We start from the raw sequence: 24,870 nt of genomic DNA, 5'->3' as shown, positions 1-24,870 counted from the left end.
AACGGCATGGAAACGGCAATCGTGGCGGGCGGATGCTTCTGGTGCACCGAGGCGGTGTTCCGTGACGTGATCGGCGTGAGCGAGGTCGAAAGCGGATATATCGGCGGCACGGTGCCCGATCCCACCTACAAGCAGGTATGCGCCGGCACCACCGGCCATGCCGAGGCGATCCGCGTGACCTACGATCCGGCGGCGATCTCCTACGCCGAAATCCTCGACGTGTTCATGGGCACGCACGATCCGACGCAGCTCAACCGGCAAGGCAACGATGTCGGCACGCAATACCGCTCGGCGATCTTCCCGCTGGACGATGCGCAGCGCGCCGAAGCTGAGGCGGCGATCGCCCGGTCGAACGCGGAGCATGGCGGCCGCGTCGTCACCACGATCGAAGGGCCGGCGCCCTGGTATCCGGCCGAGGATTATCACCAGGAATACTGGGAAGGCGAAGGCCAGCGGAACCCTTATTGCCTGGCGGTGATCCCGCCCAAGCTGATGAAGCTGCGCAAGAGCTTCCAGAACCGGGTGAAGGCCTGAGGCACGTAACCCATTCCTCTCCGGGACAAGCTCGGGGAGGAATGGGCTTATCTGCGCCACCTTGCGATGAAGAAGCCATCGAGCCCGCCGGCATCGGACAGCATCCCGGGATCGGTGCGCAGCCAGCCTTCGGGCGTCGGCGCGAGGCCGCCCGGCAATTCCCCGGCGGTCACGCCATCGGGCGTGAGGAGCACGCGCGCCGCCTGCGCTTCGCCTTCCTCGCGCTCCAGCGAACAGACGGCGTAGACCAGGCGGCCGCCCGGCACGATCCATTCGGCGGCGCGATCGAGCAGGCGCGCTTGCAGTTCGGCCATGTCGGCGATCTGGCGCGGGCCGATGCGGTGCAGGACATCGGGATGGCGGCGGCAGGTGCCGGTGGCGGTGCACGGCGCATCGAGCACGATCGCATCGACCGGAGCATCGGGCCGCCAGTCGAGCAGATCGGCCTGGACGATCCCGGCTTCGAGGCCGGTACGGGCAAGATTGGCGCGCAGCCGGTCCAGCCGCCTTGCGCTGGCATCGAGCGCGGTAACGCGCCAGCCGGCGGCGGCGAGTTGCAGCGTCTTGCCGCCTGGCGCGGCGCAGAGATCAAGCACGCGGCGCCCCTCGCCCGGCCCCAGCAATCGCGCCGGCAAGCTGGCGGCGAGATCCTGCACCCACCACTGGCCTTGCGCGAAGCCCTCCAGGCTTTCCACCGCGTGGCCGCGCGGCAGGCGGACATGGCCGGGCATCAGCGAGACGCCGCCCAGCCGCTCCGCCCAGGTCTGGGTCTCGCCCGGATCGCGCAGCGTCAGGTCGAGCGGCGGAGGCAAGGCGAGCGCGGCGGCGATCGCCGGCGCCCGTTCGCCCCAGCGCCCCGCCACTCCGTCGGGCAGCGTCGGCGTGGCCGGCAGCGTGGCCCCGCGCCTGGTCAGCGTCGAGAACACGCCGTGCGCCAGCCGCCTCGGCCCGCCGGCCAGCAACGGCAGGCCCGTGGCGATCACCGCGTGCGGCGGGGTCTCCAGCCGCAGGACTTGTGCCAGCATCAGTTCGAGCACCGCGCGCGGCTTGGCATCGTCTGGCAGGGGCTGGCGCGTGGCGCTGTCGATCAGCGCGTCGAGATCCGCTTTCCAGCGCAGCGTTTCCGAAGCGATGGCGCGCGTGAGGGCACGATCGGCATCGCCGCGCACGCGCGGCAGCGCCGCGCCGCCCGCCTGTTCGAGCGTCTCGCCGCGCCGCAGCACGGCATCCAGCATGGCGAGCGCGGCACGGCGCGCGGGTAGACCGGGGATATCCATCACCAGCCCCTATCGCCGATTGCCTTTTCCCGCCAGCCGCACCACATTCACCCGATGACCCAGCGAGCCACCCAACGCCCCGAAGGCTTCAAGAAGCCCGCGCACTGGAGCGACGCGCCACCGCCTGCGCCCGCAGCGCCGAAGGACGAGGCGGACCCGGACGGGCTTTCCCCCACCCGCTATGGCGATTGGGTGAAAAAGGGCATCGCGATCGATTTCTGATCGTCCGGCCCCGTCAGGGTCCGGCCCTCAGGGCAGGATATCGATCACCGTCCCGTCGGGAACGGCATCCCACAAGGCCTCGATCTCATCGTTGGCGACAGCGATGCAGCCGTCGGTCCAGTCGCCCGGAACGCGCCCGGCGGGCAGCGCGTTAGGCTGGCCATGGATCATGATCATGCCGCCGGGGCTGCGCCCCAGCGCCGCGGCATAGGCCCGGTCCCGCGCCTCGGGATAGGAGATGTGCAGCGAGAGGTGATACGCGCTCCCAGGATTGCCCCAGTCGATCGTGTAGCGCCCCTCGGGCGTGCGCTCGTCCCCCTCGAAGCGCTTGGGGCCGACCGGCGCGTCGCCCAGCTGGATGCCGCTGATGGTGTGGACCGGCCGGCCATCGGCATAGACCGTCATGCGCCGGGCCGCCTTTTCGACGCGGATGTAATCGAGCAGGGGAAACGCCAGCGGCGCCGGTGCCTGCCCGCTTGCCCCGCCGAGCGCCGGAAGCAGCAGCAGCGAGGCAAGGGCAAGGCGGCGCAACGGCGTCAGTCCTGGAAAGGATCGCGCACGAGTATGGTGTCCTCACGCTCGGGCGAGGTGGACACCAGCGCCACAGGCGTCTCGATCAGTTCCTGCACGCGCTGGATGTACTTGATCGCCTGCGCCGGCAGGTCGGCCCAGCTGCGCGCGCCGGCGGTGGTTTCGCGCCAGCCTTCCATTTCCTCGTAGATCGGCTCGACTTCAGCCTGGTCGGCGGCATGGCTGGGAAAATAGTCGAGGATCTTGCCGCGCAGGCGATAGCCGGTGCAGACCTTCACCACGTCGAACCCGTCGAGCACGTCGAGCTTGGTCAGCGCGATGCCGGTCACGCCCGAGATCGCGCAGGACTGGCGCACCAGCACCGCGTCGAACCAGCCGCAGCGGCGCTTGCGCCCGGTGACGGTGCCGAATTCATGGCCCCGCTCGCCCAGCTTCTGGCCGGTCTCGTCCTCAAGCTCGGTGGGGAACGGGCCGGAGCCGACCCGCGTGGTATAGGCCTTGACGATGCCGAGCACGAAGCCGGTGGCCGAAGGGCCCAGGCCCGACCCGCTCGCCGCCGTGCCGCTCACCGTGTTCGAGCTGGTGACGAACGGATATGTCCCGTGATCGACATCGAGCAGCACGCCCTGCGCGCCTTCGAACAGGATGCGCGCGCCGGCCTTGCGCACTTTCTTCAGCCGCTTCCACACCGGCTGCGCGAATTGCAGCACGAAGGGCGCGATATCCTTGAGCTCGGCAATCAGCGCCGCGCGATCGACCGGCGGCTCGCCAAAGCCGGCGCGCAGCGCGTCATGATGCGCGCAGAGGCGATCAAGCTGCGGCTCCAGCGCGTCGAGATGCGCCAGGTCGCAGACGCGGATGGCGCGGCGGCCCACCTTGTCCTCGTAAGCCGGGCCGATGCCGCGCCCGGTGGTGCCGATCTTGCCCGCGCCGGCGGCCGCCTCGCGCAGCCCGTCCAGCTCGCGGTGGATCGGCAGGATCAGCGGGCAATTATCGGCAATGGCGAAGTTCTCGTCATGGATCACCACGCCCTGCCCGGTCAGCTTCTCGACTTCGGCCTTGAGCGCCCAGGGATCGAGCACCACGCCATTGCCGATGATCGAAAGCGTGCCGGTGACGATGCCCGAAGGCAGCAGCGAGAGCTTGTAGGTCTGGTCCCCCACCACCAGCGTATGCCCGGCGTTGTGGCCGCCCTGGAAGCGCACCACGGCATCCGCCCGGCTGGCCAGCCAGTCAACGATCTTGCCTTTGCCTTCATCGCCCCACTGGGCGCCGATAACCGTTACGTTGGCCAATGTTCGCGGCCTTCCCTTGCACTGTCAAAAAAGTCCGCGCCGCGCCTAGGCCCTGCGTCCCCGCAGGGCAAGCCGGCGGTGACAAATTGTGGCGGGCGTGCAACCTTGCAACATGGTGTCACCGCTCGGCGATTGCGCGGGATCGCCCGGCCGCCGATGATGCCCGGCATGAACCATCCCACGAAAGCATCGCCGTGGCCACGCGCATTCCCCGCATACTGACCGCCGCCGCGCTGGCGCTCGCCCTGCCGCCCGGCCTTGCCGGCGCGCCGCTTGCGGCGCAGGCACAGAGCCCGGCCAGCCCGCCCGAGATCGCCTATGGCGCCGATCCCCGGCAAACGCTCAGCCTCGCCCCGGCGACCGGCACGCATGGCGCGACGCCGCTGATCATCTTCGTCCATGGCGGCGGGTGGAAACGCGGCGACAAGGACAATGCCACCGGCCGTTACAAGCTGCCGCACTACACTGGCGAGGGCTATGCTTTCGCCTCGGTCAACTACCGGCTCGTGCCCGATGCCACCGTGGAGCAGCAGGCGCAGGACGTGGCCGATGCGGTGGCGGCGCTGGTCCGCGATGCCGGCACACTGGGGATCGATCGCCAGCGCATCGTCCTGATGGGCCACAGCGCGGGCGCGCATCTGGTCGCGCTGGTCGGGACCGACCCGCAATACCTGCGCCGCGCCGGCCTCGGCCTGGATGCGGTCGCCGGCGTGATCCCGATCGACGGCGCGGCTTACGACGTGCCGTCGCAGATGGCTGCCGCCGGGCGCTTCATGGGCCCGACTTACGAACAGGCCTTCGGCACCGACCGGGCCCGCCAGCGCGCGCTGTCTCCCGTGGCGCAGGCCACCGCGCCCAACGCCCCGGCTTTCCTACTGCTGCATGTCCAGCGCAAGGACGGCATCGCGCAGGCCCGGCTGCTCGAAGCCGCGCTGAAGCGGGCCGGCACGCCGACCGAGCGCCGCGAGTTTCCGGGCCAGGGCCTGCGGGGCCACATGCAGATCAACCGTGACCTGGGCAACCCGGACTACCCGGCGACCGCCGTGGTCGATGACTGGCTCGCGCGCGTGCTGAAATAGCGCGCGCGGCTATTCGGTTTCGCGCGCGAAACGGCCGGTGAAGTCCTCCGGGATCAGGTCGAGCGGCGGCATCCGGGGAAAGGCGCCAAAGTCACGCGGCTCGAAGAAATCGCCGGTGAGATCGGCAGGGCCATAGTAGAAGAGCTGGAACAGCCGCCAGGAGAAGCGCCAACAATCGCCTTCATCGACATAGTGTTCGAAGTACCGCCCGATCGAGGTGCTGGGCGGGCGATCGCGCCAGGTGCACTGCTCGGTCACATAGACGCGCCCGCCGGCACGGCCCCTGCCGGTCATTTCCAGCTGCGGGGTGCGGAACGTCAAAAGGATGCGCCCGGCGCTGGCCGCCACTTGCGCGAAGCCCGCCGCGATCTCGCCCCGGCCGTGAAACACCCGGCCAGCGATCCGCCATTGCGCGTCCTCGCTGAAGCAGGAGCCGAAGGCATCGGCATCCTTGCGCCAGACTGCGTCGGTATAGCGCGCGTGCAATTGCCTGATACAGGCCTCGATAGCGGCGAACTGGCTCATCCGGCCTCTCCCCCAGTTGATCCCGCCCAGACATAGACCGTAACCGGACGCTTCAGGCAATGGCCCGGTTCAGAGCGGCACGGCCTCCATGCCGGCCAGGCGATGCGTGCAGCCCAGCGCCACCGGATCGTCGGCGGCGGACAGCGCCGCGAGGGTCCGCCAGCCGATCGCGCGCAGGCGGGCGGCGATCTCGGGATCATGGTCCAGCGGCAGGAACAGGACATCGCCCGGCCCGGCCGCGCCCGCCAGCGCGTCGATCAGGGGATCGGGATAGAGCGAGAAGCCGATGGCCGGCTCGTCGCGCCCAAGGATGCGATAGCTGCCGCCACGCCCGATCGCGCCCTGGACGCCATCGGCATAGATCGTGAAGCCGAACCACGACTGGTATTCGAAGCCGTGCCGCTCGGACGGATCGAGCGTCAGCCGCGCCTTGCCTTCGACTCTGGCGGCGATCTCGCGCAGCCCCTGGATGCGGCTTGCCAGCGCGCCGCCGGCATCGAACCGCGCCAGCCGCTCGATCGCGGTGTTGAAGGGGCCGACCGCGTAGAGCAGCGGCAGGTAGGCTTCGCCGCCCGCATCGACGAGGCCGCCCGCGTCCTTGGCATCAAGCTCGCGGCGCACCGCCTCGATCTGCGCGGGCGCCAGCGGCAGGGCCTGCGAGGCCAGCGTATCGACCAGATCGGGCAGGGTGAAATCGACCGAGATCCCGGTCGCGCCGGCCCGTTCCAGCACTTCGATGGCGATGGCGACGATCTCGGCAGCGGCGGCGACCGAATCGCTGCCGATCAGCTCGGCGCCAAGCTGGAGCCGCTCGCGCGCCGGATCGAGCCCGTCGCCCTTGATCGTCACGACCTGCCCCGAATAGCACAGCCGCAAGGGCCGCGCGCGCCCGGCCAGCCCGGTGGCGGCGATGCGGCCGACCTGCACGGTCATGTCCGAACGCAGCGCCAGCGTGCGCAGGCTGACGGGATCGACGAAGCGGAACATGCGGCGCGGCTGCACGCCGGCCATGCGGCTCGCCATCGATTTCTCGAATTCGATGGTCGGCGTTTCCACCCGTTCATAGCCATGGCTGGCCATGACATCGAGCGCGGCGCGGCGCACGCGCTGCGCGCTCGCCGCTTGCGGCGGCAGACGGTCGCCCAGGCCTTCGGGCAAGAGATCGCGGTCGGTATCCTGCATGATGCCTGCGCCCTTAGCGGCGTGCGCGGGCAAAGTCGATTGGACCCTGCCCGCGCCGTGCCCTCAGAACGAAAGGGCCTTCACCGTCTTCACGCCCGGCAGCGCGCAGGCCTGCTTCAGCACGGCTTCGGGCACCGCGCTGTCGACCGAGAGCAGCAGCACCGCCTCGCCCCCGGCGGCGCGGCGGCCGAGGTTGAACGTGCCGATGTTGATGCCGTTCTCGCCCAGCAGCGTGCCGATACGGCCGATGAAGCCGGGCGCGTCCTCATTGACGATGTACATCATGTGGCCGGCCAGCTCGGCTTCCACCTTGATGCCCAGCAACTGGACAAGGCGCGGCTCCGCATTGCTGAACAGGGTGCCCGCGACCGAACGCTCGCCCGCCTCGGTCTTGACCGAGACGCGCACCAGCGTGTGGTAATCGCCCTCGCGCTCGGTCTTCACCTCGCGCACTTCCAGGCCGCGCTCCTTGGCGAGGAACGGGGCGTTGACCATGTTCACCGTATCCGACTGGACGCGCAGGAACCCGGCCAGCACCGCCGCGACGATCGGCTTCTGGTTCAGCTCGGTCGCCGCGCCTTCGGTGTGGATCGAGATCCGCGGCACCGAATCGCGGGTGAGCTGGCCGACCAGGCTGCCGAGCTTTTCGGCCAGCGCCATGTAGGGCTTGAGCTTGGGCGCTTCCTCGGCCGAAAGCGAGGGCATGTTCAGCGCGTTGGTGACGCCGCCGTTGACCAGGTAATCGGCCATCTGCTCGGCCACTTGCAGCGCCACGTTGACTTGCGCCTCGGTGGTCGATGCGCCCAGGTGCGGCGTGCAGATGAAGTTGGGCGTGCCGAACAGCGGCGAATCCTTGGCCGGCTCGGTCTGGAACACGTCGAGCGCGGCCCCGGCGATGTGGCCCGAATCGAGCCCTTCCTTCAGCGCCGCCTCGTCGATCAGGCCGCCGCGCGCGCAATTGATGATGCGCACGCCCTTCTTGGTCCTGGCCAGGTTCTCGCGGCTGAGGATATTGCGCGTCTGGTCGGTCAGCGGCGTGTGCAGCGTGATGAAGTCCGCACGGGCGAGCAACTGGTCCAGCTCCACCTTCTCGACGCCCATCTCGACCGCGCGATCGGGGGTGAGGAAGGGATCGAACGCGACCACCTTCATCTTCAGGCCCAGCGCGCGGCTCGCGACGATCGAGCCGATGTTGCCCGCGCCGATCAGGCCCAGCGTCTTGCCGGTCACTTCCACGCCCATGAAGCGGTTCTTTTCCCACTTGCCCGCCTGGGTCGAGGCATCGGCCTCGGGAAGCTGGCGGGCAAGCGCGAACATCAGCGCGATGGCGTGTTCGGCGGTGGTGATCGAATTGCCGAACGGCGTGTTCATCACTACCACGCCTTGCGCCGAGGCGGCCGGGATATCGACATTGTCCACGCCGATGCCGGCGCGGCCGATCACCTTGAGATTGGTCGCCGCGTCGAGGATTTCCTTGGTCACCTTGGTCGAGGAACGGATGGCCAGGCCATCGTACTGGCCGATGATGGCCTTCAATTCCTCGGGCGTCTTGCCGGTGATGACATCGACGTCGCAGCCCTGCTCCGCGAAGATGCGGGCGGCGTTGGGGTCCATCTTGTCGGAAATGAGAACTTTGGGCTTGGTCATATCTAGCTCCCTCTCCCCTTCAGGGGAGAGGGCCGGGGAGAGGGGAACGCGTCTCGCACCGGCCCTTGATGATTCGAATAAATGAGAGGGCGACGCCCCCTCCGGGACGGCCAGGTCTCAGCCGGCCTTGGCGGCGGCGTAAGCCCAGTCGAGCCAGGGGCCGAGCGCCTCGATATCGGCGGTGTCGACCGTGGCGCCGCACCAGATGCGCAGGCCCGGCGGGGCATCGCGGTAGCCGGCGATGTCATAGGCCGCGCCTTCATCCTCCAGCAGCCTGGCGAACTTCTTGATGAAGTCCGCGTCCGCGCCTTCGACCAGGAGGCAGACCGAAGTCTTCGACCGGATGCCGCGATCGACCGCGAGGTGGCTCAGCCAGTCGCGTTCGTGCACGATCTTGTCGAGCGCTTCGGCATTGGCGTTGCAGCGGGCCTGCAGCCCTGCGAGACCGCCGACCGACTGGGCCCATTCGAGCGCGAAGATCGCATCCTCGACCGCGAGCATCGAGGGCGTGTTGATCGTCTCGCCCTTGAACACGCCTTCGACCAGCTTGCCGCCCTTGGTAAGCCGGAACACCTTGGGCAGCGGCCAGGACGGGGTGTGGCTTTCCAGCCGCTCGACCGCGCGCGGGCCCAGGATCAGCACGCCGTGGCCACCCTCGCCGCCCAGCACTTTCTGCCAGGAGAAGGTGGCGACATCGATCTTGTCCCACGGAATGTCGTAAGCGAAGACAGCGCTGGTCGAATCCGCGAAGGACAGGCCGATGCGATCATCGGGAATCCACTCGCCGTCCGGCACGCGCACGCCCGAAGTGGTGCCGTTCCAGGTGAACAGCACATCATCCGCCCAGTCGATCCGGTCAAGATCGGGAAGCTGGCCGTAATCGGCGCGCATCACCTTGGGTTCGAGCTGCAATTGCTTGACCGCGTCCGTCACCCAGCCTTCGCCGAAGCTTTCCCAGGCCAGCGCGGTCACGCCGCGCGCGCCCAGCATGGTCCACATCGCCATTTCGAAAGCGCCGGTGTCAGACCCCGGAACGATGCCGATGCGGTGCGTATCGGGCAGGCCGAGCACTTCGCGCATCAGATCGAGGCAATATTGCAGCCGCGCCTTGCCGATCTTCGCGCGGTGCGAGCGGCCCAGCGATTCGGTGGCGATCCTGTCGGGGGAATATCCGGGCGGCTTGGCGCAGGGACCGGAAGAAAAGTAAGGGCGCGCGGGCTTGCCCGCGGGCTTGGTAACGGCAGTCATGTCATGTCTCTCCTTGCAGAGAGCTCGCGCGGCGTTGGGACCGCGTGGCCCGGCGCCGCACTTAGAGCCGCCCCCGGGATTGTCAATCGCCGATCGCCGCCGCCGCGCCTTGTCCACAGGCGCGGGCCGCCCGAGGCGCGGCGCGGGCCGGAAGGCATGGTAAGGCTAAATTAACCACATCGTGCCACCGTGGGACCATGCGCAAGTTCCTGATCCTCTTGCCGCTGCTGGCTGGACTTGCCGGCTGCATCGACATCCCCAAGGGATCGAAGCAGCCTGTCCGCCAATCGGTGCGCGCATCCGCGCCGCGCCTGGAAACGCGCCAGTGCCTGGCGCAGCTCGGCGCGATCCAGGCCAATTTCACGCCCCTGCCCGATCGCTATTTCAGCGCGGGCTGCTCGAACGTGGGCACCGTCCGCCTGGCCAGCCTGCAAGGCGATTCGGCCGCGCTGGCGCTGTCTAACCTGGGGCCGGTGACATGCCCGATGGCCAATGGCTTTGCCGCCTGGGCACGGTTCGGCGCCGATCGCGCGGCCGTGCAGATCCTGGGCAGCCGGCTTGCCAGGATCGAGACGTTCGGCAGCTATAGTTGCCGCAACGTGGCCGGAACCAATCGCCGGTCAGGCCATGCCACCGCCAACGCGATCGACGTTTCCGCCTTCGTCCTGGCCGATGGCCGGCGCGTCAGCGTGCTGGACGATTGGGACAACGGCACCTCGGCCGAACGCCGCTTCCTGCGCGTGGTGCAGCAAAGCGCCTGCAAGCGCTTCGGCACGGTGCTGGGGCCCGAATACAACTCCGCGCACAAGAACCACTTCCACCTGGAAGCCGACGGCGCGAACTTCTGCCGCTGAAACGCGCGCGGGCCGGAACGCATCGAAGCACCCGGCCCGCGAATTGCGCCGTGCCCCGCCCGCAGGCGGTCACGGGATGGATCAGAACGGCAGGTTGTAGAACTTCACCGCGTTGTCCTGCAGCACCTTCTTCTTGGTCTCGAAGTCGTAGGCGCCGAGCACGTCCTGGATATGCTCCTGCACGCCCGGATAGAGCGAGGTGGGATGCGGGAAGTCGGTTTCGAACATGACGTTCTCCACCCCGATGGTTTCCAGCAGCAGCTTGGGCGCGACCTTCTCGAACCAGAAGGTGCACATGAAGTGATCGTGGAAGTAATCCCACGGCTGCTTCTTGAGCACGTTGCGCTTGGACGGCAGCATTTCCTGGAACTGGTGCTCCAGCGCCTCGACGGCGAAGGGAATCCAGCCCATGCCGCTCTCGATCAGGCCGATCTTGAGGTTCGGGTGCTGGTCCAGCCGGCCCGAGACCATCCAGTTGCCCAGCGTCGCGGCATTGCCGATCGAGAACATGGTGGCGACCACGGAGAGCGTCTGCTCGAACTGGAAGCCTTCCCAGGTCAGCGTGTTCGGATCGATCGCGGCATTGAGGTGGAAGTTGAGCGGAACACCTTCGGCGTCGCACATCTCCAGGAACGGCGTCCAGTAATCATGGTTGAAGCTGGGCACGCCGACCCGCTCGGGCGTGTCGGGCAGCACGAAGCCGCGCAGGCCCATGTCGATGCAGCGGCGCGCTTCCTTCTCCAGCTCCTTCTGGTCCCACAGCGGCAGATGCGCCATCGGGAACAGCCGCTCGCCCGATTCACGCTGCCAGTCGGCGTTGAAATCGTTGAAGGTCTTCATGATGGTGAGCGCAAGATCCATGTCGCCCAGCGTCATCAGCATACCCGCCTGGGTGATGCCCGAATTCTGGAAGCAGACCTGCGCATAAACGCCCATGTCGTCCATCGCCTGAAGCCGCGGCGCGATCTCATGGCCGCCCGCGTGCGCTTCTTCCAGCGTCGGGAACGCCAGGCGGCCGAGCAGCTTGTTGTTGTCGTTGCGGATGACGTTGCCGCCCAGCGTGCCGCAGTTGCGATCGCCGATGTACCAGCGGTCAACCCCGTCGGCATCGCGCTTCACATAGGGCATCTTGTCCTTCATGCCGGCCGGCGCGCGATCGGTGAACAGCGTCGGCGGCTCGACGATGTGCGTGTCGGTATCGACGATCTTGATCCCCTGCAGCGAGGGGTGCAGCCCGCCGGACTGCGAGGCGTAATCGACTTCGCGGATGACCCCGCCGGGCAGGTAGCCGGCAGCGGACCAGTATTTCCGCGCGGACTGCGCCATCTCCTTGGTGTCGGCATCGGCCATGGATTTTCTCCCGAAACAAAAAGCAAAAAGACAATGCTCCCATGTCGCAAGGAAGCCGGGAGATTACAATGCGCCGGCCAACGCCGCGACGATGAATCGGGCCGCACGCGCGTTATCGGGCACTCGCGCCAAGGCATCGCTTGCGAGGCGCCCGGCGCACGGGCATGTTCCCCGCCGCTGGGAGAAGACAATGCCGCAAACGCAAACGCTGGACGACATCCGCGTCGATTTCGACGCACCGCCGAACGTGCCGCAGGACCGCAAGGTGGACCTGAACTTCGCCATGGGGACGATCCCCAACGATCTGGTCGATCCCTATGAGCCGTGCGAGTGGCTGAACGGCCCGGAGATTCCGCGCCTGCTCTACAACCGCGCAGCACAAGGCGGGCTGGGCGCCATTTCCGGCTCGGGCCGGCAAGGCAACTGGGTAGTGACGCATTACGAGGATATCGAGCGCGTCTATTCGGACAACGAGCATTTCTCCAACGCGGGCACGGCCGAGTTCCAGCGCCTGATCGGCGAGACCTTCAAATCGATCCCGCTGGCGATCGACCCGCCCGACCATTCCAAGTACCGCCTGTTCCTGTTTCCCTTCTTCTCGCCCTCGCGGATCACCCGTGTGCTGGAACCGCGCATCCGCGAGGTCTGCGTCGAGATGATCGAGGCGATCGCCGACAAGGGCGAGGTCGACATGGCGTGGGATTTCGGCCGCGTGTTCCCGGTACGCATCTTCATGGGGCTGATGGGCTTTCCCCCGCCGATGTTCGAGCAGTTCCTGGCCTGGGAATGGGACATCCTCCATTCGGGATCGCTCGAAAAGATGCAGGCGGCGCTGCGCGGCGTGCTCGAATTCCTGCGCGGCTTCATCGCGGAAAAGGAAAAGACCCCCGACGAGCACCTCGTCTCATCGATCGTCCATGGCCAGATCGAAGGACGGCCGCTGACCGCCGACGAGAAGATCGGCATGGTCTGGTTCCTCTGGCTGGGCGGCCTCGACACCGTCGCCGCGACGATCGCGCAGATGTATCGCCGCATGGCGCTGCAGCCCGACCTCCAGCGGCGCATCCGCGAGCACCCGGAGATCATCAATTCGGCGGTCGAGGAATTCCTGCGCACCCAGCCGATCCTGTCTTCGGCGCGCAGCGCGAAGATGGACTTCGAATGGCACGGCATCCAGGTGAAGGCCGGCGATTCGTTCTCCTGCCTCAACCCCTCGGGCAATTTCGATCCGGCGCGCTTTGAAAATCCGCGCGAATTCGATCCCGAGCGCAAGGCCAACCGCCATTTCACCTTCGTGGGCGGCGTGCATATCTGCCTTGGCGCGCACCTGGCCCGGCGCGAACTGCGCGTGCTGCTGGAAGAATGGTTCAAGCGGATTCCCGAGTTCCGGGTGAAGCCCGGCGCGGATACCAGCGTGTTCCCCGGCCTGCTCTCGATCCGCAACCTGCCCCTGGTGTGGGACGTGGCCTGAGCGCGAACCGATGGATTGGAATGAGGCCGGCAACAGCGGCCTCATCCACCGGCGGCGGCTCTGGCGGTGGCAGCCTTGGCGGCAAGCCTATTCGGCGGCCTGGCGCACCGGGCTGTCGATGACGTAGTTCGGCAAGGCGTGAAACGCCTGCTTGAGCGCTTCGCCCCAGCCGGTGGAGATGGCCTGGAAATAGGGGTCGGTCCCGTCGATCCGCCGCTCGTGCAACGGTTCGAAGCAATCGCGTTCCACCACCAGCAGATCGAGCGGGAGGCCGACCGACAGGTTCGCCTTCACGGTCGAATCGAAGGAGACCATCAGCAGCTTGATCGCGCTTTCGAAATCCATGTTGCGGCTGTAGCCGCGAATGAGGATGGGGCGGCCATACTTGGTCTCGCCGATCTGGAAGAACGGGGTGTCGAAGCTCGCCTCGATGAAATTGCCTTCGGGGTAGATCAGGAACAGGCGCGGTTCCATGCCCTTGATCTGGCCGGCCACGATCATCGAGGCGCCGAAGGCCCCGGCCCCGGTCTGCCCGTTGTCAGAGGCGCTGGCCGCGATCGTGTCGCGCAGCAGTTCACCCACGATCGTGGCGACCTGGAACATCGTTTCGGCCTCCAGCAGCGAATTGTGCCGTTCGGCCGGAGTCTTGTTGCGCTCTTCCAGCTGGCTCACCACCGACTGGGTTGTCGCCAGGTTGCCCGCGGTCATCACCGCGACGATCCGCTCGCCGGGATTCGACCAGTGGAACATCTTGCGGAACGTCGAGATGTTGTCGACGCCCGAATTGGTCCGCGTGTCACTCATCAGCACGAGCCCGCGATCCAGCATCATGCCCACGCAATAGGTCATGGGATTACGTCCTTGCCCCCCGATCAGCAAACGGGCCCGCGCGGCCCCAGAGCCGCTAGCCGCGTTGCGACTGTTGCTGGCCCTGCCCCTGTTGCTGCTGTTGTTGCTCTATCAGATTCTCTTCAACGGACAAATGCACGTCGAGACGAATTTCCCCAGCGCCCATGGCGATGCCGGTGACCGGCGCAGCCTCGCTGTAATCGCAGCCCGTGGCGACGCGGACATAGCGATCATCCGGGCAGATCGCGTTCGATACGTCGAAGCCGACCCAGCCGAGCCCGTCGACATGCGCCTCGGCCCAGCCGTGCCCGGCTTCCTGATCGACCTGGCCATCGATCTTGAGATAGCCGCCGACATAGCGCATCGGAATGTCGAGCAGCCGGCCCGCGCTGATCAGGATATGCGCATGGTCCTGGCAGACGCCCTGGCCCGCCGCCAGCGCCTGTTCGGCCGAAGTGGTGGTATCGGTGGTGCCCGGCACATATTCCACCGCATCGCTGATCGCCCGCGACAACGCGTGGAGGAAGGCGAGCCGATCGGTCCTGTCTTCGGCGACACCGGCGACCAGCGCGCGCACTTTCAGCCCGGCACGCGTCAGCCGGGTCGGCCGCAGGAAGCACCAGAGCGGCATGAGGCCCACGTGCGGCCCGACGATGCCGGTGCTGTTGCGCGTGCGCACGGTGCCGCTGCACCGCACGACGACTTCGGAAACCCCCGGCTCGATCGAGACGAGCGAGACGTGGTTGTTGTGCTCATCATCATATTCGGCTTCGGGCCGCGCGCCTTCCAGCGCCATCGTCCAGTCGACGATCTCCTGCCCGTGGGTGGACTTGGGCCGCAGCCGCAAGCGCTGGAGCCCGTGGGCGACTTGTCCCGCGAAAGTGTAGCGCGTGGTATGGCTGATGGAGAGCAGCACCGTCTCTTCTCGTCCTACTCGATGAACCGGTAGTCGGCGGCGATCGCTCCGCCGATCTGCGTGTTCTTGCCGATGAATTCCCTGAGAAATTCGTGGAGCCCCTTTTCGAAGACCTCCTCGATCGTGATCTGGTGCAGCGCGGCGCCGGCATCGCGCAGCAACTGGTGCGCCTGCGTTTCCCCGCCGTACTGCATGGCGAGCCCGGCCATGTTGCTGCGGATCTTCTCATAGCAGAACACCAGGCTGCGCGGGAAGCGCCGGTCCAGGATCAGGAAGCGGGCGATGCCGCGCGGGTCCATGTTCCCGGCGTTGAGCCAGGAATAGGCGCGGTTGCCCGCGACCGAGCGCAGCAGCGTGTCCCACTGCACGTTGTCGAGGTTCGATCCCACCCAGGCGACCGACGGCAGCAGCACATAGTACTTCACGTCAAGGATGCGGGCCGTGCTGTCGGCGCGTTCGATGAACGTGCCGATCCGCGCGAAATTGAACACGTCGTTGCGCAGCATCGAGCCTTCCATCGCGCCGCGCACCAGCATCGCCTGCCGGCGGATCGCCGCCAGCACTTCGCCCAGGTTGGTCTCGCGCACCGGGCGGGAGAGCAGATCGCGCAGCAGCATCCAGGTTTCGTTGGTGGCTTCCCACACTTCGTTGGTGATGCTGGTGCGCACGACCCGCGCATTGGTGCGCGCGTGCTCGATCATCTGCAGCACGCTGCCCGGATTGTCCTTCTCGCGCAGCAGATAGTTGAACACCTGCACGCCGGTATATTCGCCATGGTTGACCAGGTAGCCGGCGCCTTGGCCGGTGGTCGTCAGGACGGACTTCCATTCCTCTTCCTGCGATGCCCGGTTGCCGCGCGTCAGCGCGAGATGGAAGCCGACATCGATAAGCCGCGCCGTATTCTCCGCCCGCTCCAGATAGCGGGCCATCCAGTAAACGCCGTTCGCCGCGCGACCGAGCATCAGTCCTCCAAAACCCAGCTATCCTTGGTCCCGCCGCCTTGCGACGAATTGACCACGAGCGAACCTTTCTTGAGCGCGACCCGCGTGAGGCCGCCCGGCGTGATGTCTATGCCATCGGGCGAGACCAGCACGAAGGGCCGCAAATCGACATGGCGCGGCGCGAGCCCTTCCTTGGTGAAGATCGGCACGGTGGAAAGCGAAAGCGTGGGCTGCGCGATGTAGTTTTCCGGCTTGGCGCGCAGCTTCGCCTCGAACTCGGCCAGTTCCTTCTTCGACGCGGCGGGCCCGATCAGCATTCCGTAACCGCCCGAACCGTGCACTTCCTTCACCACCAGATCGGCCAGGTTATCGAGCACGTACTTGAGCGAATCCGGCTCGATGCAGCGCCAGGTCGGCACGTTCTTCAGGATCGGCTTCTCGCCGGTGTAGAACTCGACGATCTCGGGCATGAACGTATAGATCGCCTTGTCATCGGCGATGCCGGTGCCGGGCGCGTTGGCGATGGTGATCTTGCCCGAACGGTAGACGTCCATGATCCCGGCGACGCCCAGGATGCTGTCCGGGTGGAAGCTGAGCGGATCGAGGTAGTTGTCGTCCACCCGGCGATAGATCACGTCGACCGGGGTATAGCCCGTGGTCGTGCGCATGGCGACGCGACCGTCGACGACGCGCAAGTCCCCGCCCTCGACCAGTTCGGCGCCCATCTGGTCGGCCAGGAACGCATGTTCGAAATAGGCCGAATTGTAGATGCCCGGCGTCAGCACCGCGACCACCGGCCGCTCGCCCGCGCATTCGGGCGCGCAGGCGCGCAGCGAACGCGCCAGCCGGCGCGGATAGTCGGACACCGGCCGCACCGGGATCTTGGTGAACAGCTCGGGGAACATCGCCATCATCGTCTCGCGGTTCTCGAGCATGTACGAGACGCCCGACGGCGTGCGCGCGTTGTCCTCCAGCACCATGAATTCTTCCGGCCCGGTGCGCACCAGGTCGATCCCGACGATGTGGGTATAGACCCCGCCCGGCGGCGTGAAGCCGATCATCTGGGTGAGGAACGCCTCGTTGTCGCGCAGGAAATAGATCGGCAGGCGGCCGGCGCGGATGATCTCCTGCCGGTGATAGAGATCCTGCAGGAAAGCGTTGAGCGCGCGCACCCGCTGCTCGATGCCGCGCACCAGCGTGCGCCATTCGCGCGCGGTGATGATGCGCGGGATCATGTCGAAGGGGATCAGCCGCTCTTCGGCGGCCTCATCGCCATAGACATTGAAGGTAATGCCGATGCGGCGGAAGAAGCGCTCCGCCTCCGCGTCCTGGCGGCGCAGCCACGCGGTATCCTGCGCGTCGTACCATTCCCGAAATTCCGCGTAGGCGGGTCTTACCGTCCCGTCCGCATCGAGCATTTCGTCATAGCACGTGCCGCCAGTTGACTTCATCACGACTCCTGTATGCATCCCGTTGATGCAACATGCGCAACCGCTTGCCAAGCGGGGTTACGCTGCACCTGCGAAATAATTGCCGCAGGTCCGTGCCGGGATGCAACAGGGGCCGGGAAGGCCGATCCGGCGCCGCTGGCCGGACGTCGGGTCAGGCCGGTTCGGCCTCGCGCACGCGCGCCTCGCCGGGGGTGAAGGTGATCGGCAGGCCGCGCAGCCCCCAGGTGCCGGGGAACGGCCGCCAGCCCACCGGGCCCGCCAGCCTGGGCTCGCGGATGCGCTGGGCGATCTGGTGCAGCGCTTCCTGCAACTGGGCGCGGGCGATGTACTGGCCAAGGCACATGTGCTTGCCCAGCGCGAAGGCGATGTGGCGCCGTTCCGGCTCGATCGGGCGGTCGGGATCGAACCTGTCGCCATCGGGATAGGTCACCGGATCGCGGCCGGACACGCTCAGCGGGAAGAACAGCATGGTGTCCTTGGGGATCAGCACGCCGCGATATGCGATGTCCTCATCGGCATAGCGCGCGACCGTGCCGGGATTGAACCAGCGCAGCGCTTCCTCGATCACCTTGCGGCAATAATCGTAATCTTCCGCGCAGCGTGCATAGATCTCGGGATAATCGAGCAAGGTGTACATCGTATAAGTCAGCACGTTCTTCGAGGTATCATAGCCGGCGATGAAGAAGAACATGATCAGGTCGGTAAGCTGGCGAGGGCTGATCTCGCCCTCGTCGCCCGTGCGGATCAGCAGTTCGAGCAGGTCTTCCACCCCGTCGGCCCGCGGATGGGCGCGGCGTTCGGCGATCGTATCCTCGACGAATTTCTCCAGCCGCACCATGCCTTCCTGGATGCGCGGAAAGCGATCGAGCTGATAGCTGTGCGCCAGGCCGATCGCTTCCAGATCGTCGCGCAGCAGCGCGATGCCTTCGTGCGGCGCGCCCACCAGCGCGAACATCACCGAGATCGGGAAGTGCGAGGAGAACTCCTCGAAGTCGATCGCGCCGCGCGGTGCCCAGTCGTCAAGCAGGCGGGCAACGGTTGCGCGCATCATCGGCCGAAGCTGGTTGGCATTGCGCGGAGTGAACTTGGCCGCGAAGGTGGTGCGCAGCAATTTGTGCTGATCGGGCGGCAGCGCGATCATCTGCTCCTGGGTGAAGCGGCCCCAGGGCGTGCCGACCTGCCCCAGTTCCTCGACGATGCCGGCATAGGGCGGGCGCAGCTTGTCATCCTGCCGGAACAGCTCGCGCATCGCGGCATATTCGTGCACGACATAACCGAATTCGTCCCATCGCGCGAGCCAGGGGTGCCGCTGGCGCGCCTTCTCGAATTCGGGCCAGGGATCTTCGCCCATGGCGGGATCGCCCATCGGCAGATGATACAGATCGAGTGCTTCGAGTGTCTGCACGGCACCTCTCCAACCAGGCTTTTATCTTTATGGTTTGCCTAGTCCCTCAGGAGCCGTGGAGTCAATCATGCGATACATGATGGATCATAAAAGGCCGCGCGATTGCAGGTCCGCTTCCAGTTCGGCCGCTTCGAAGAAGTGATGCACTTGCCAGCCCAGCGCGCGGGCAGCAGCGATGTTGGCGGCATTGTCGTCGATGAACAGCATCGCCTCGGGCCGATGGCCGAAGCGCCGCGCCGCCAGCGTGAAGATCTCGCGCGCGGGCTTGGCGATCTTCTCGTCGCCCGAGACGACGATATCGCCGAACAGGTCGAACAGCGGCTCGGTCGGGCGGTATTCGGCCCAGAACGGCGAAGCGAAATTGGTGATGGCGAACAGCGGCACCGCCCTGCCGGCCAGCCGGCGCACCAGATCATGCGTGCCCGCCACCGGGCCGGGAATGGTTTCGCGAAAACGGGTCGCGTAAGCGTCGATCAGGTCGGCGCAATCGGGAAACTGCAATTTGCGCTCGGCCACCATCTCGGACAAGTCGCGGCCCGCGTCATGCTCGAAGTGCCAGGCCTCGGTCACGACATGCGAGAGGAACCAGTCAAGCCGGGCCGGATCGTCGATCAGCTTGGCGAACAGCGCGCGCAGATCCCAGTGGATCAAGACCCGCCCGACATCGAACACCACGGCTTCAACGGCTTTGGACACAACAAGAACCCCCGCATTCGCGGGGGTTTCCGATCGCGTCAAACTCCCGCGCTGGCGATCATGCTCCCCGCCCCGGGCAGGGAGCGCGGCGATCAGCCCTGACGCGCCTTGAAGCGGCGATTGGTCTTGTTGATGACATAAGTCCGGCCACGGCGGCGAATCACGCGGTTATCGCGATGGCGGTTCTTCAGCGACTTGAGGCTGTTGCGGATCTTCATGGTCAATCTCGTTGCGTAGGGCCTTGGCGGTTACCGACCGCCGGAAATTCGAAGCCGCGCCGTTAGGGGGCGCAGGCCCGCAAGTCAAGTGGAACCGCGATCGGCACTGGCGCTTCGCCCACCCATTTCGCCGCCACGGGGCCGCATTCATCGGACCGCAACCTTGCCGGCCATAGCGCGGTCATGGGAAGTTCCGCAGTACTGGAGTCGCCATGTCCAAGATCCAAGGCGCGGTCCTTGCCGCGAGCGCCCTGTTCCTCGCCGCCTCGGCCGCGCCGGTCCTCGCCCGGCCCGGTGGCTGGAACGGGCCGGGCTGGAATGGTCCGGGCTGGAATGGTCCGGGCTGGGGCGGCCCCGGATGGGGCTCCCCGCTCGATACCCGTCTGCCGCCCAACCGGCGGTTCGAGGACAGCCGCGAAGGCCGGATCGAGGCCAGCCACTTCGTCGCCGAAGGCGATGCCGCCGTCGCGCTGGGCCACGGCCCGGTCTCGGTCACTTCGCAGTCGGCGCAGGACGATTTCATGGCCGGCAGCGACCGCGCGGTCTACGAAGCGGCCGTGGTCGATCAGCTGGTGAAGGCCGGCTATGACACCACCCATGCCGATAGCGAAGGCGGGCAAGTCACCGAACTGCGCATCTCGCGCGACGTGCTGGTTCCGGCGGAAGTCAAGAGAAGCCCGGTCAGCGGCAGCGCCGCGATGGAAGTGGGCACGCGCGGCTCGGCCTATGGGCTTGCCGTCAATGTCGACATGACCAAGCCGCGCACCGCGCTGGTCAACACCCGCCTCGAAGCGCGGATCGTCGACAAGGCTTCGGGCAAGGTCCTGTGGGAAGGCCGCGCCGAAGTGGCGACCCGCGATGGCGACGAGAAATGGAGCGGCCACGCGATCGCCAGCCGCCTGTCCGAAGCCCTGTTCGATAATTTCCCGCGCCCCGATTCGCCGCCGCGCGGCTGAGCGGCGCGCATGGGAATCCGGCACCGGCCTTGCATTGCCACCGCTTCGGCCGCACATCGCCTGACAGGGCGGGGCGATGCCCCCCGCCGGAGCGGAGTGATGCCATGAAATCCCCAGCCCGCGCCGCGGCGCTTGCCGGCCTCGCGCTGCTTTCGGCCTGCGTCGCGCCGGTAGGCCCGGTGGAAGTGACGCGATTCCACCTTCCCGAGGCGCAATCGCAGGCCCACGGCACGATCGCGGTCGAGCCGGCGGCGGGCGTGGACGGCAATACCCTGGAATTCCGCACTTATGCCGTGGCCGTCACGCGCGAGCTGAACCGCATCGGCTATGCCAGCGCCGCGCCGGGCAGCCCGGGCGATCAGGTCGCCCTGCTCGCGGTCGAGCGCCGCGCGATCCTGCCGCAACGTGCGCGCGGGCCGGTTTCGGTCGGCGTGGGCGGCGGCTCGGGCGTTGGCGTGGGCGTGGGTGTCGGCATCGACCTTTCCGGCCCGCCGCCCGAGCAGGTGGAAACCGAAATGCGCGTGTCGATCCGCGATCGCGCCAGCGGCCGCACGCTGTGGGAAGGCCGGGCCAGCTTCACCGTCCGGGCCAGTTCGCCGCTGGCGCAGACCTCGCTGGGCGCCGCGAAGTTGACCGAAGCCCTGTTCAAGGACTTTCCCGGCGAGTCCGGCCAAACTATCTACGTGCCATGACAGCGATCCAGATCAGTTCCGCGTTCGATTCCGGCAACATCGAAGTCCTTTCCATAAACGGCACCGAGGCGCGCCTGGCGATCCGGCGCGATCACCAGTCCAGCTTCTTCCAGTGGTTCCATTTCCGCGTGACGGGCGGGCGGGGGCGCGAACTGGTGCTGCGGATCACCGGGCTCAACGAATCGGCCTATCCGATGGGCTGGCCGCATTATCGCGCCCGCGTCTCGGAAGATCGCGACCATTGGGGCCAGGCTGAAACCACCTGGGACAAGGAGCGCGAAGGCGGCACGCTGACCATCCGCCACACCCCCGCCAGCGACATCGCCTGGTTCGCCTATTTCGCGCCCTATTCGATCGAGCGGCACCACGATCTCGTCGCGCGCGCCGCCAGGGCCGGCGGCGTCGCCTGTCGCTGCCTGGGCGCCAGCCTGGACGGACAGCCGATCGATTGCCTGGAAATGGGCGCGGGGCCCGTGCGGGTCTGGCTCTATGCGCGCCAGCATCCGGGCGAAGCGATGGCCGAATGGTGGATGGAAGGCGCGCTGGAACTGCTGACCGATCCGGCCAGTTCGGTCGGGCGCGAGCTGCGCCGCCGCTGCCGCCTGCACATCGTGCCCAACTGCAACCCGGACGGTTCGGCGCGCGGGCATCTGCGCACCAATGCAGCAGGCATCAACCTCAACCGCGAGTGGGACAACCCCTCGGCCGAAAAATCCCCCGAAGTCCTGGCGATCCGGGATGCGATGGACCGCACCGGCGTCGATTTCGCCATGGACGTGCATGGCGACGAGGCGATTCCCGGCGTCTTCATGGCCGGGTTCGAAGGCATCCCCTCGCTGAAGCCCGAGCAGATCGAAGGCTATCGCCGCTACCGGGCGATCCTCGATCGCCGCACGCCCGATTTCCAGACCGCCATGGGCTATCCGGTGCCGCCGGCCGGCAAGGCCAATCTCGCCATGTCGACCAACCAGCTTGCCGAGCGCTTCGGCTGCGTCTCGATGACCCTGGAAATGCCGTTCAAGGACCACGATGCCGCGCCCGATCCCCGCCAGGGCTGGAGCCCGGAGCGTTCACGGCAACTGGGCCGCGATTGCCTGGGAGCGCTGCTCGAATGGCTGGACGAGCGGACGGGCTGAGCGCGCCGGCGCCGCCTGCGGCGCTTTTGCATCGGTTCACCCGCGATTCGCGCCCGTCGGCGGATGGCAGGTCCGCGCGCCTTGCAATCCGCGCCGAACTTGGCTTGAACCGCCTGCATCACAACGATGGCGGCAAGGCGTCGCGCGGTCCCGCCAGGCCCGGCCGACACGCCGCCCGCGAATGGAGACCTTTCACCCATGAAACCCCGCCTCAAGGCCGCCTCGGCGCCTGCCGTCCTCGGCGCGGCGCTGCTTGCAGGATGCATCACCATGTCCCAGACCGCTGACGCCGCTCCCCCTCCGGCCAGTGCCCGGCCAAGCGCCGGCGCCGGCAGCTATTTCGCCAAGGACAGCGATCTGCCGTTCCACGCGCCCGATTTCACCAAATTGACCAGCGCCGATTATCAGCCGGCGATCGAGGCCGGGATCGCGCAGGCCCGCGCCGAAATCGAGGCGATCGCCGCCAATCGCGAGGCCCCGACCTTCGCGAACACGCTGGTCGCGCTGGAACGCGGTTCGCGGATGCTGAACCGGGTCATGCCGGTGTTCGGCCAGCTCACTTCGGCCAATACCGACGATACGCTGGATGCCACCGAAAAGGCCGTCTCACCCAGGCTTTCCGCACTTTATGACGACATGTTCCTTAACGACAAGCTCTTCCAGCGGGTCAAGGCGGTCTACGACCAGCGCGCGGCGCTGGCGCTGGCCGGCGAAGACGCGATGCTGCTGGAAACGACATACGCCCAGTTCGTCCACGCCGGCGCCCTGCTCGCGCCCGCGCAGAAGGAACAGCTCAAGGCGATGAACACGCAGCTTGCCGAACTGGAGACCGAATTCTCGCAGAAGCTGACCGAAGCGACCGCCGCCAAGGCGCCGGTGTTCGACAGCGCCGAGGAACTCGCCGGCCTGCCCGCCGCCGATCTGGCCGCGGCCAAGAAGCGCGCCGAGGAAAAGGGTATGCCCGGCAAGTACATGATCGCGCTGGTCAACACCACGCAGCAGCCCGCGCTTTCGTTCCTGACCAACCGCGCCGCCCGCCGCAAGCTGTTCGAGGCCAGCCTCAACCGCACTTCGGGCGGCGACCAGTACGACACCACCGCCATCGTCGCGCGGATCGCGGATCTGCGCGCGAAGAAGGCGGCGCTGCTCGGCCTGCCGAACTACGCCACTTTCGCCATGTACGATCGCATGGTGAAGCAGCCGGGCGAGGCGATGACGTTCATGAAGGGCTTCGTCCCCGCGCTCGCCGCGACGCAGGCGCGCGAGGCGAAGATGCTGGCGGATCACGCCAGCGCCGAAGGCGATACCGCCGCGCTCGCGCCATGGGACTGGAGCTTTTACGCCGAGCAGGTGCGCAAGGCGAAATATGATCTCGATGAATCGCAGATCAAGCCCTACTTCGAAGTGTGGCGCGTGCTGGAAGACGGGGTGTTCTATGCCGCCAACCAGTTCTACGGCATCAGCTTCAAGCGTCGCACCGACATTCCCGTCTATCACCCGACGATGCGCGTCTATACCGTGTTCGACAAGGACGGCTCGGAAATGGGCCTGTTCTATTCCGATCCGTTCGCCCGGCCCAACAAGAAGGGCGGCGCGTGGATGAACAATTTCGTCGAGCAATCGAGCCTGATCGGCGACAGGCCGGTCGTCTCCAACACGCTGAACATCACCGCCCCCGCCGAGGGCGAGCCGGCGCTGGCGACGTGGGACGACGTTTCAACCATGTTCCATGAATTCGGCCATGCGCTGCACGGGCTTTTCGCGCACCAGCGCTACGCCTCGCTCTCGGGCACCAACACGGCGCGCGATTTCGTGGAATTTCCCAGCCAGTTCAACGAGAACTTCGCGACCGTTCCAGCCGTGCTGAACCACTATGCCAAGCATTACCAGACCGGCGAGACGATCCCGCAAGCCCTGATCGACAAGATCGACGCGGCCGCGAAGTTCAACCAGGGCCTGGGCTTTGGCGAGACGCTGGAAGCCGCGATGCTCGACATGAAGTGGCACGAGCTGAAGCCGGCCGATGCGGCGCAGGACCCCAAGGCGTTCGAGCAGCAGGCGCTCGCCTCCTTCGGTCTCAAGACCGACCTGATCCCGCCGCGTTATCGCTCGCCCTATTTCCGGCACATCTGGGACAACGGCTATGCCGCCGGCTATTACTCCTACATCTGGACCGAGATGCTCGCGCACGATGCCTGGGACTGGGTGGTCAAGCACGGCGGCCCGACCCGCGCCAACGGCGATCACGTGCGCGACAGCTTCCTGGGCCAAGGCCACACCAAGGACTATGCCGTGATGTATCGCGACTATGCCGGGCGCGATCCGCAGATCCAGCCGATGCTGGAAGCCCGCGGGCTGGTGGATGAGACGGACAAGCCCGCCGCCAGATAAGACC

At 66.9% G+C, this 24,870-nt stretch carries 24 protein-coding genes; 9 read left to right on the top strand and 15 right to left on the bottom strand.

From position 1 onward, the window contains the following. Positions 1–6: 6 nt before the first annotated feature. Positions 7–534, top strand: a complete 528-nt coding sequence (gene msrA / locus PYV00_RS06790) for a peptide-methionine (S)-S-oxide reductase MsrA (protein WP_275227522.1) — start codon at positions 7–9, stop codon at positions 532–534. Positions 535–581: 47 nt separating this feature from the next. Here the strand turns inward: msrA and PYV00_RS06785 are convergent, their stop codons facing one another. Continuing rightward, positions 582–1,811, bottom strand: coding sequence for an RsmB/NOP family class I SAM-dependent RNA methyltransferase (locus tag PYV00_RS06785; RefSeq protein WP_275227521.1), 1,230 nt, complete (start codon positions 1,809–1,811; stop codon positions 582–584). 54 nt (positions 1,812–1,865) lie between these two features. Between PYV00_RS06785 and PYV00_RS06780 the strand changes: the two genes are divergently transcribed. Continuing rightward, on the top strand, positions 1,866–2,033 hold the full coding sequence (locus tag PYV00_RS06780) for a DUF1674 domain-containing protein (RefSeq protein WP_275227520.1): 168 nt from the start codon (positions 1,866–1,868) through the stop codon (positions 2,031–2,033). Between the two features lie 27 nt (positions 2,034–2,060). On the opposite strand, the gene PYV00_RS06775 is transcribed toward PYV00_RS06780, so the two are convergent. Beyond that, positions 2,061–2,564 (bottom strand): L,D-transpeptidase family protein, encoded by a 504-nt coding sequence (locus PYV00_RS06775; protein WP_275227519.1) that lies wholly within the window; start codon positions 2,562–2,564, stop codon positions 2,061–2,063. A 5-nt stretch (positions 2,565–2,569) separates the two neighbouring features. Continuing rightward, positions 2,570–3,859: an adenylosuccinate synthase gene (locus PYV00_RS06770; protein WP_275227518.1), complete on the bottom strand. Its 1,290-nt coding sequence runs from the start codon at positions 3,857–3,859 to the stop codon at positions 2,570–2,572. A 215-nt stretch (positions 3,860–4,074) separates the two neighbouring features. Between PYV00_RS06770 and PYV00_RS06765 the strand changes: the two genes are divergently transcribed. Continuing rightward, positions 4,075–4,938: an alpha/beta hydrolase gene (locus tag PYV00_RS06765; protein ID WP_428981611.1), complete on the top strand. Its 864-nt coding sequence runs from the start codon at positions 4,075–4,077 to the stop codon at positions 4,936–4,938. Between the two features lie 9 nt (positions 4,939–4,947). On the opposite strand, the gene PYV00_RS06760 is transcribed toward PYV00_RS06765, so the two are convergent. The 4 genes from PYV00_RS06760 to PYV00_RS06745 form a co-directional block, all read right to left on the bottom strand. Further along, the gene (locus PYV00_RS06760; protein ID WP_275227517.1) at positions 4,948–5,463 is read right to left on the bottom strand and encodes a nuclear transport factor 2 family protein; all 516 of its coding nucleotides are present in this window, start codon (positions 5,461–5,463) and stop codon (positions 4,948–4,950) included. Positions 5,464–5,532: 69 nt separating this feature from the next. Further along, positions 5,533–6,645 carry an ATP phosphoribosyltransferase regulatory subunit gene (locus tag PYV00_RS06755; protein ID WP_275227516.1) on the bottom strand — a complete coding sequence of 371 codons (1,113 nt, stop codon included), beginning with the start codon at positions 6,643–6,645 and terminating at the stop codon, positions 5,533–5,535. Between the two features lie 63 nt (positions 6,646–6,708). Further along, entirely contained in the window at positions 6,709–8,292 is a 1,584-nt protein-coding gene (gene serA / locus PYV00_RS06750; RefSeq protein WP_275227515.1) for a phosphoglycerate dehydrogenase, read from the bottom strand. A 117-nt stretch (positions 8,293–8,409) separates the two neighbouring features. After that, positions 8,410–9,540, bottom strand: coding sequence for a phosphoserine transaminase (locus PYV00_RS06745; RefSeq protein WP_275227514.1), 1,131 nt, complete (start codon positions 9,538–9,540; stop codon positions 8,410–8,412). A 197-nt stretch (positions 9,541–9,737) separates the two neighbouring features. Here PYV00_RS06745 and PYV00_RS06740 point away from each other — a divergent pair, with 197 nt between their 5' ends. Next, complete coding sequence (locus PYV00_RS06740) at positions 9,738–10,394, top strand: extensin family protein (protein ID WP_275227513.1); 657 nt, start codon at positions 9,738–9,740, stop codon at positions 10,392–10,394. 81 nt (positions 10,395–10,475) lie between these two features. On the opposite strand, the gene PYV00_RS06735 is transcribed toward PYV00_RS06740, so the two are convergent. Then, positions 10,476–11,744, bottom strand: coding sequence for an amidohydrolase family protein (locus tag PYV00_RS06735; RefSeq protein ID WP_275227512.1), 1,269 nt, complete (start codon positions 11,742–11,744; stop codon positions 10,476–10,478). Between the two features lie 190 nt (positions 11,745–11,934). Here PYV00_RS06735 and PYV00_RS06730 point away from each other — a divergent pair, with 190 nt between their 5' ends. Beyond that, complete coding sequence (locus tag PYV00_RS06730; RefSeq protein WP_275227510.1) at positions 11,935–13,215, top strand: cytochrome P450; 1,281 nt, start codon at positions 11,935–11,937, stop codon at positions 13,213–13,215. Between the two features lie 87 nt (positions 13,216–13,302). Here PYV00_RS06730 and PYV00_RS06725 read toward each other — a convergent pair whose 3' ends face one another. From PYV00_RS06725 to ykgO, 7 genes are all read right to left on the bottom strand, one after another. Next, positions 13,303–14,064 carry a proteasome-type protease gene (locus PYV00_RS06725; protein WP_275227509.1) on the bottom strand — a complete coding sequence of 254 codons (762 nt, stop codon included), beginning with the start codon at positions 14,062–14,064 and terminating at the stop codon, positions 13,303–13,305. Positions 14,065–14,119: 55 nt separating this feature from the next. After that, positions 14,120–14,980: a transglutaminase family protein gene (locus PYV00_RS06720; protein ID WP_275227508.1), complete on the bottom strand. Its 861-nt coding sequence runs from the start codon at positions 14,978–14,980 to the stop codon at positions 14,120–14,122. Between the two features lie 14 nt (positions 14,981–14,994). Then, complete coding sequence (locus PYV00_RS06715) at positions 14,995–15,942, bottom strand: alpha-E domain-containing protein (protein WP_275227507.1); 948 nt, start codon at positions 15,940–15,942, stop codon at positions 14,995–14,997. Beyond that, the gene (locus PYV00_RS06710) at positions 15,942–17,372 is read right to left on the bottom strand and encodes a circularly permuted type 2 ATP-grasp protein (protein ID WP_275227506.1); all 1,431 of its coding nucleotides are present in this window, start codon (positions 17,370–17,372) and stop codon (positions 15,942–15,944) included. Before PYV00_RS06710 ends, PYV00_RS06715 begins: the two co-directional genes overlap by 1 nt. 151 nt (positions 17,373–17,523) lie before the next feature. Then, the gene (locus tag PYV00_RS06705; protein ID WP_275227505.1) at positions 17,524–18,777 is read right to left on the bottom strand and encodes a cytochrome P450; all 1,254 of its coding nucleotides are present in this window, start codon (positions 18,775–18,777) and stop codon (positions 17,524–17,526) included. Positions 18,778–18,861: 84 nt separating this feature from the next. Further along, the gene (locus PYV00_RS06700) at positions 18,862–19,473 is read right to left on the bottom strand and encodes an HAD family hydrolase (RefSeq protein ID WP_275227504.1); all 612 of its coding nucleotides are present in this window, start codon (positions 19,471–19,473) and stop codon (positions 18,862–18,864) included. A gap of 92 nt (positions 19,474–19,565) precedes the next feature. Beyond that, positions 19,566–19,691, bottom strand: coding sequence for a type B 50S ribosomal protein L36 (gene ykgO, locus PYV00_RS06695; protein ID WP_066763420.1), 126 nt, complete (start codon positions 19,689–19,691; stop codon positions 19,566–19,568). 212 nt (positions 19,692–19,903) lie between these two features. Here ykgO and PYV00_RS06690 point away from each other — a divergent pair, with 212 nt between their 5' ends. The 4 genes from PYV00_RS06690 to PYV00_RS06675 all read left to right on the top strand — a co-directional run bounded on the left by PYV00_RS06690 (position 19,904) and on the right by PYV00_RS06675 (position 24,866). Continuing rightward, on the top strand, positions 19,904–20,647 hold the full coding sequence (locus PYV00_RS06690; protein ID WP_275227503.1) for a hypothetical protein: 744 nt from the start codon (positions 19,904–19,906) through the stop codon (positions 20,645–20,647). Positions 20,648–20,751: 104 nt separating this feature from the next. Beyond that, positions 20,752–21,339 carry a DUF4136 domain-containing protein gene (locus PYV00_RS06685; protein WP_275227502.1) on the top strand — a complete coding sequence of 196 codons (588 nt, stop codon included), beginning with the start codon at positions 20,752–20,754 and terminating at the stop codon, positions 21,337–21,339. After that, a complete protein-coding gene (locus tag PYV00_RS06680) occupies positions 21,336–22,475 on the top strand; it encodes a M14 family metallopeptidase (protein ID WP_275227501.1) in 1,140 nt (379 codons plus the stop codon). The genes PYV00_RS06685 and PYV00_RS06680 overlap by 4 nt, the downstream gene beginning before the upstream one ends. 270 nt (positions 22,476–22,745) lie before the next feature. Then, the gene (locus PYV00_RS06675) at positions 22,746–24,866 is read left to right on the top strand and encodes a M3 family metallopeptidase (RefSeq protein WP_275227500.1); all 2,121 of its coding nucleotides are present in this window, start codon (positions 22,746–22,748) and stop codon (positions 24,864–24,866) included. The last annotated feature ends 4 nt before the right edge of the window (positions 24,867–24,870 follow it).

The organism is Novosphingobium album (ex Liu et al. 2023), assembly GCF_029076845.1.
GTDB lineage: Bacteria > Pseudomonadota > Alphaproteobacteria > Sphingomonadales > Sphingomonadaceae > Novosphingobium.
This window is presented reverse-complemented; position numbering and strand designations above follow the sequence as displayed.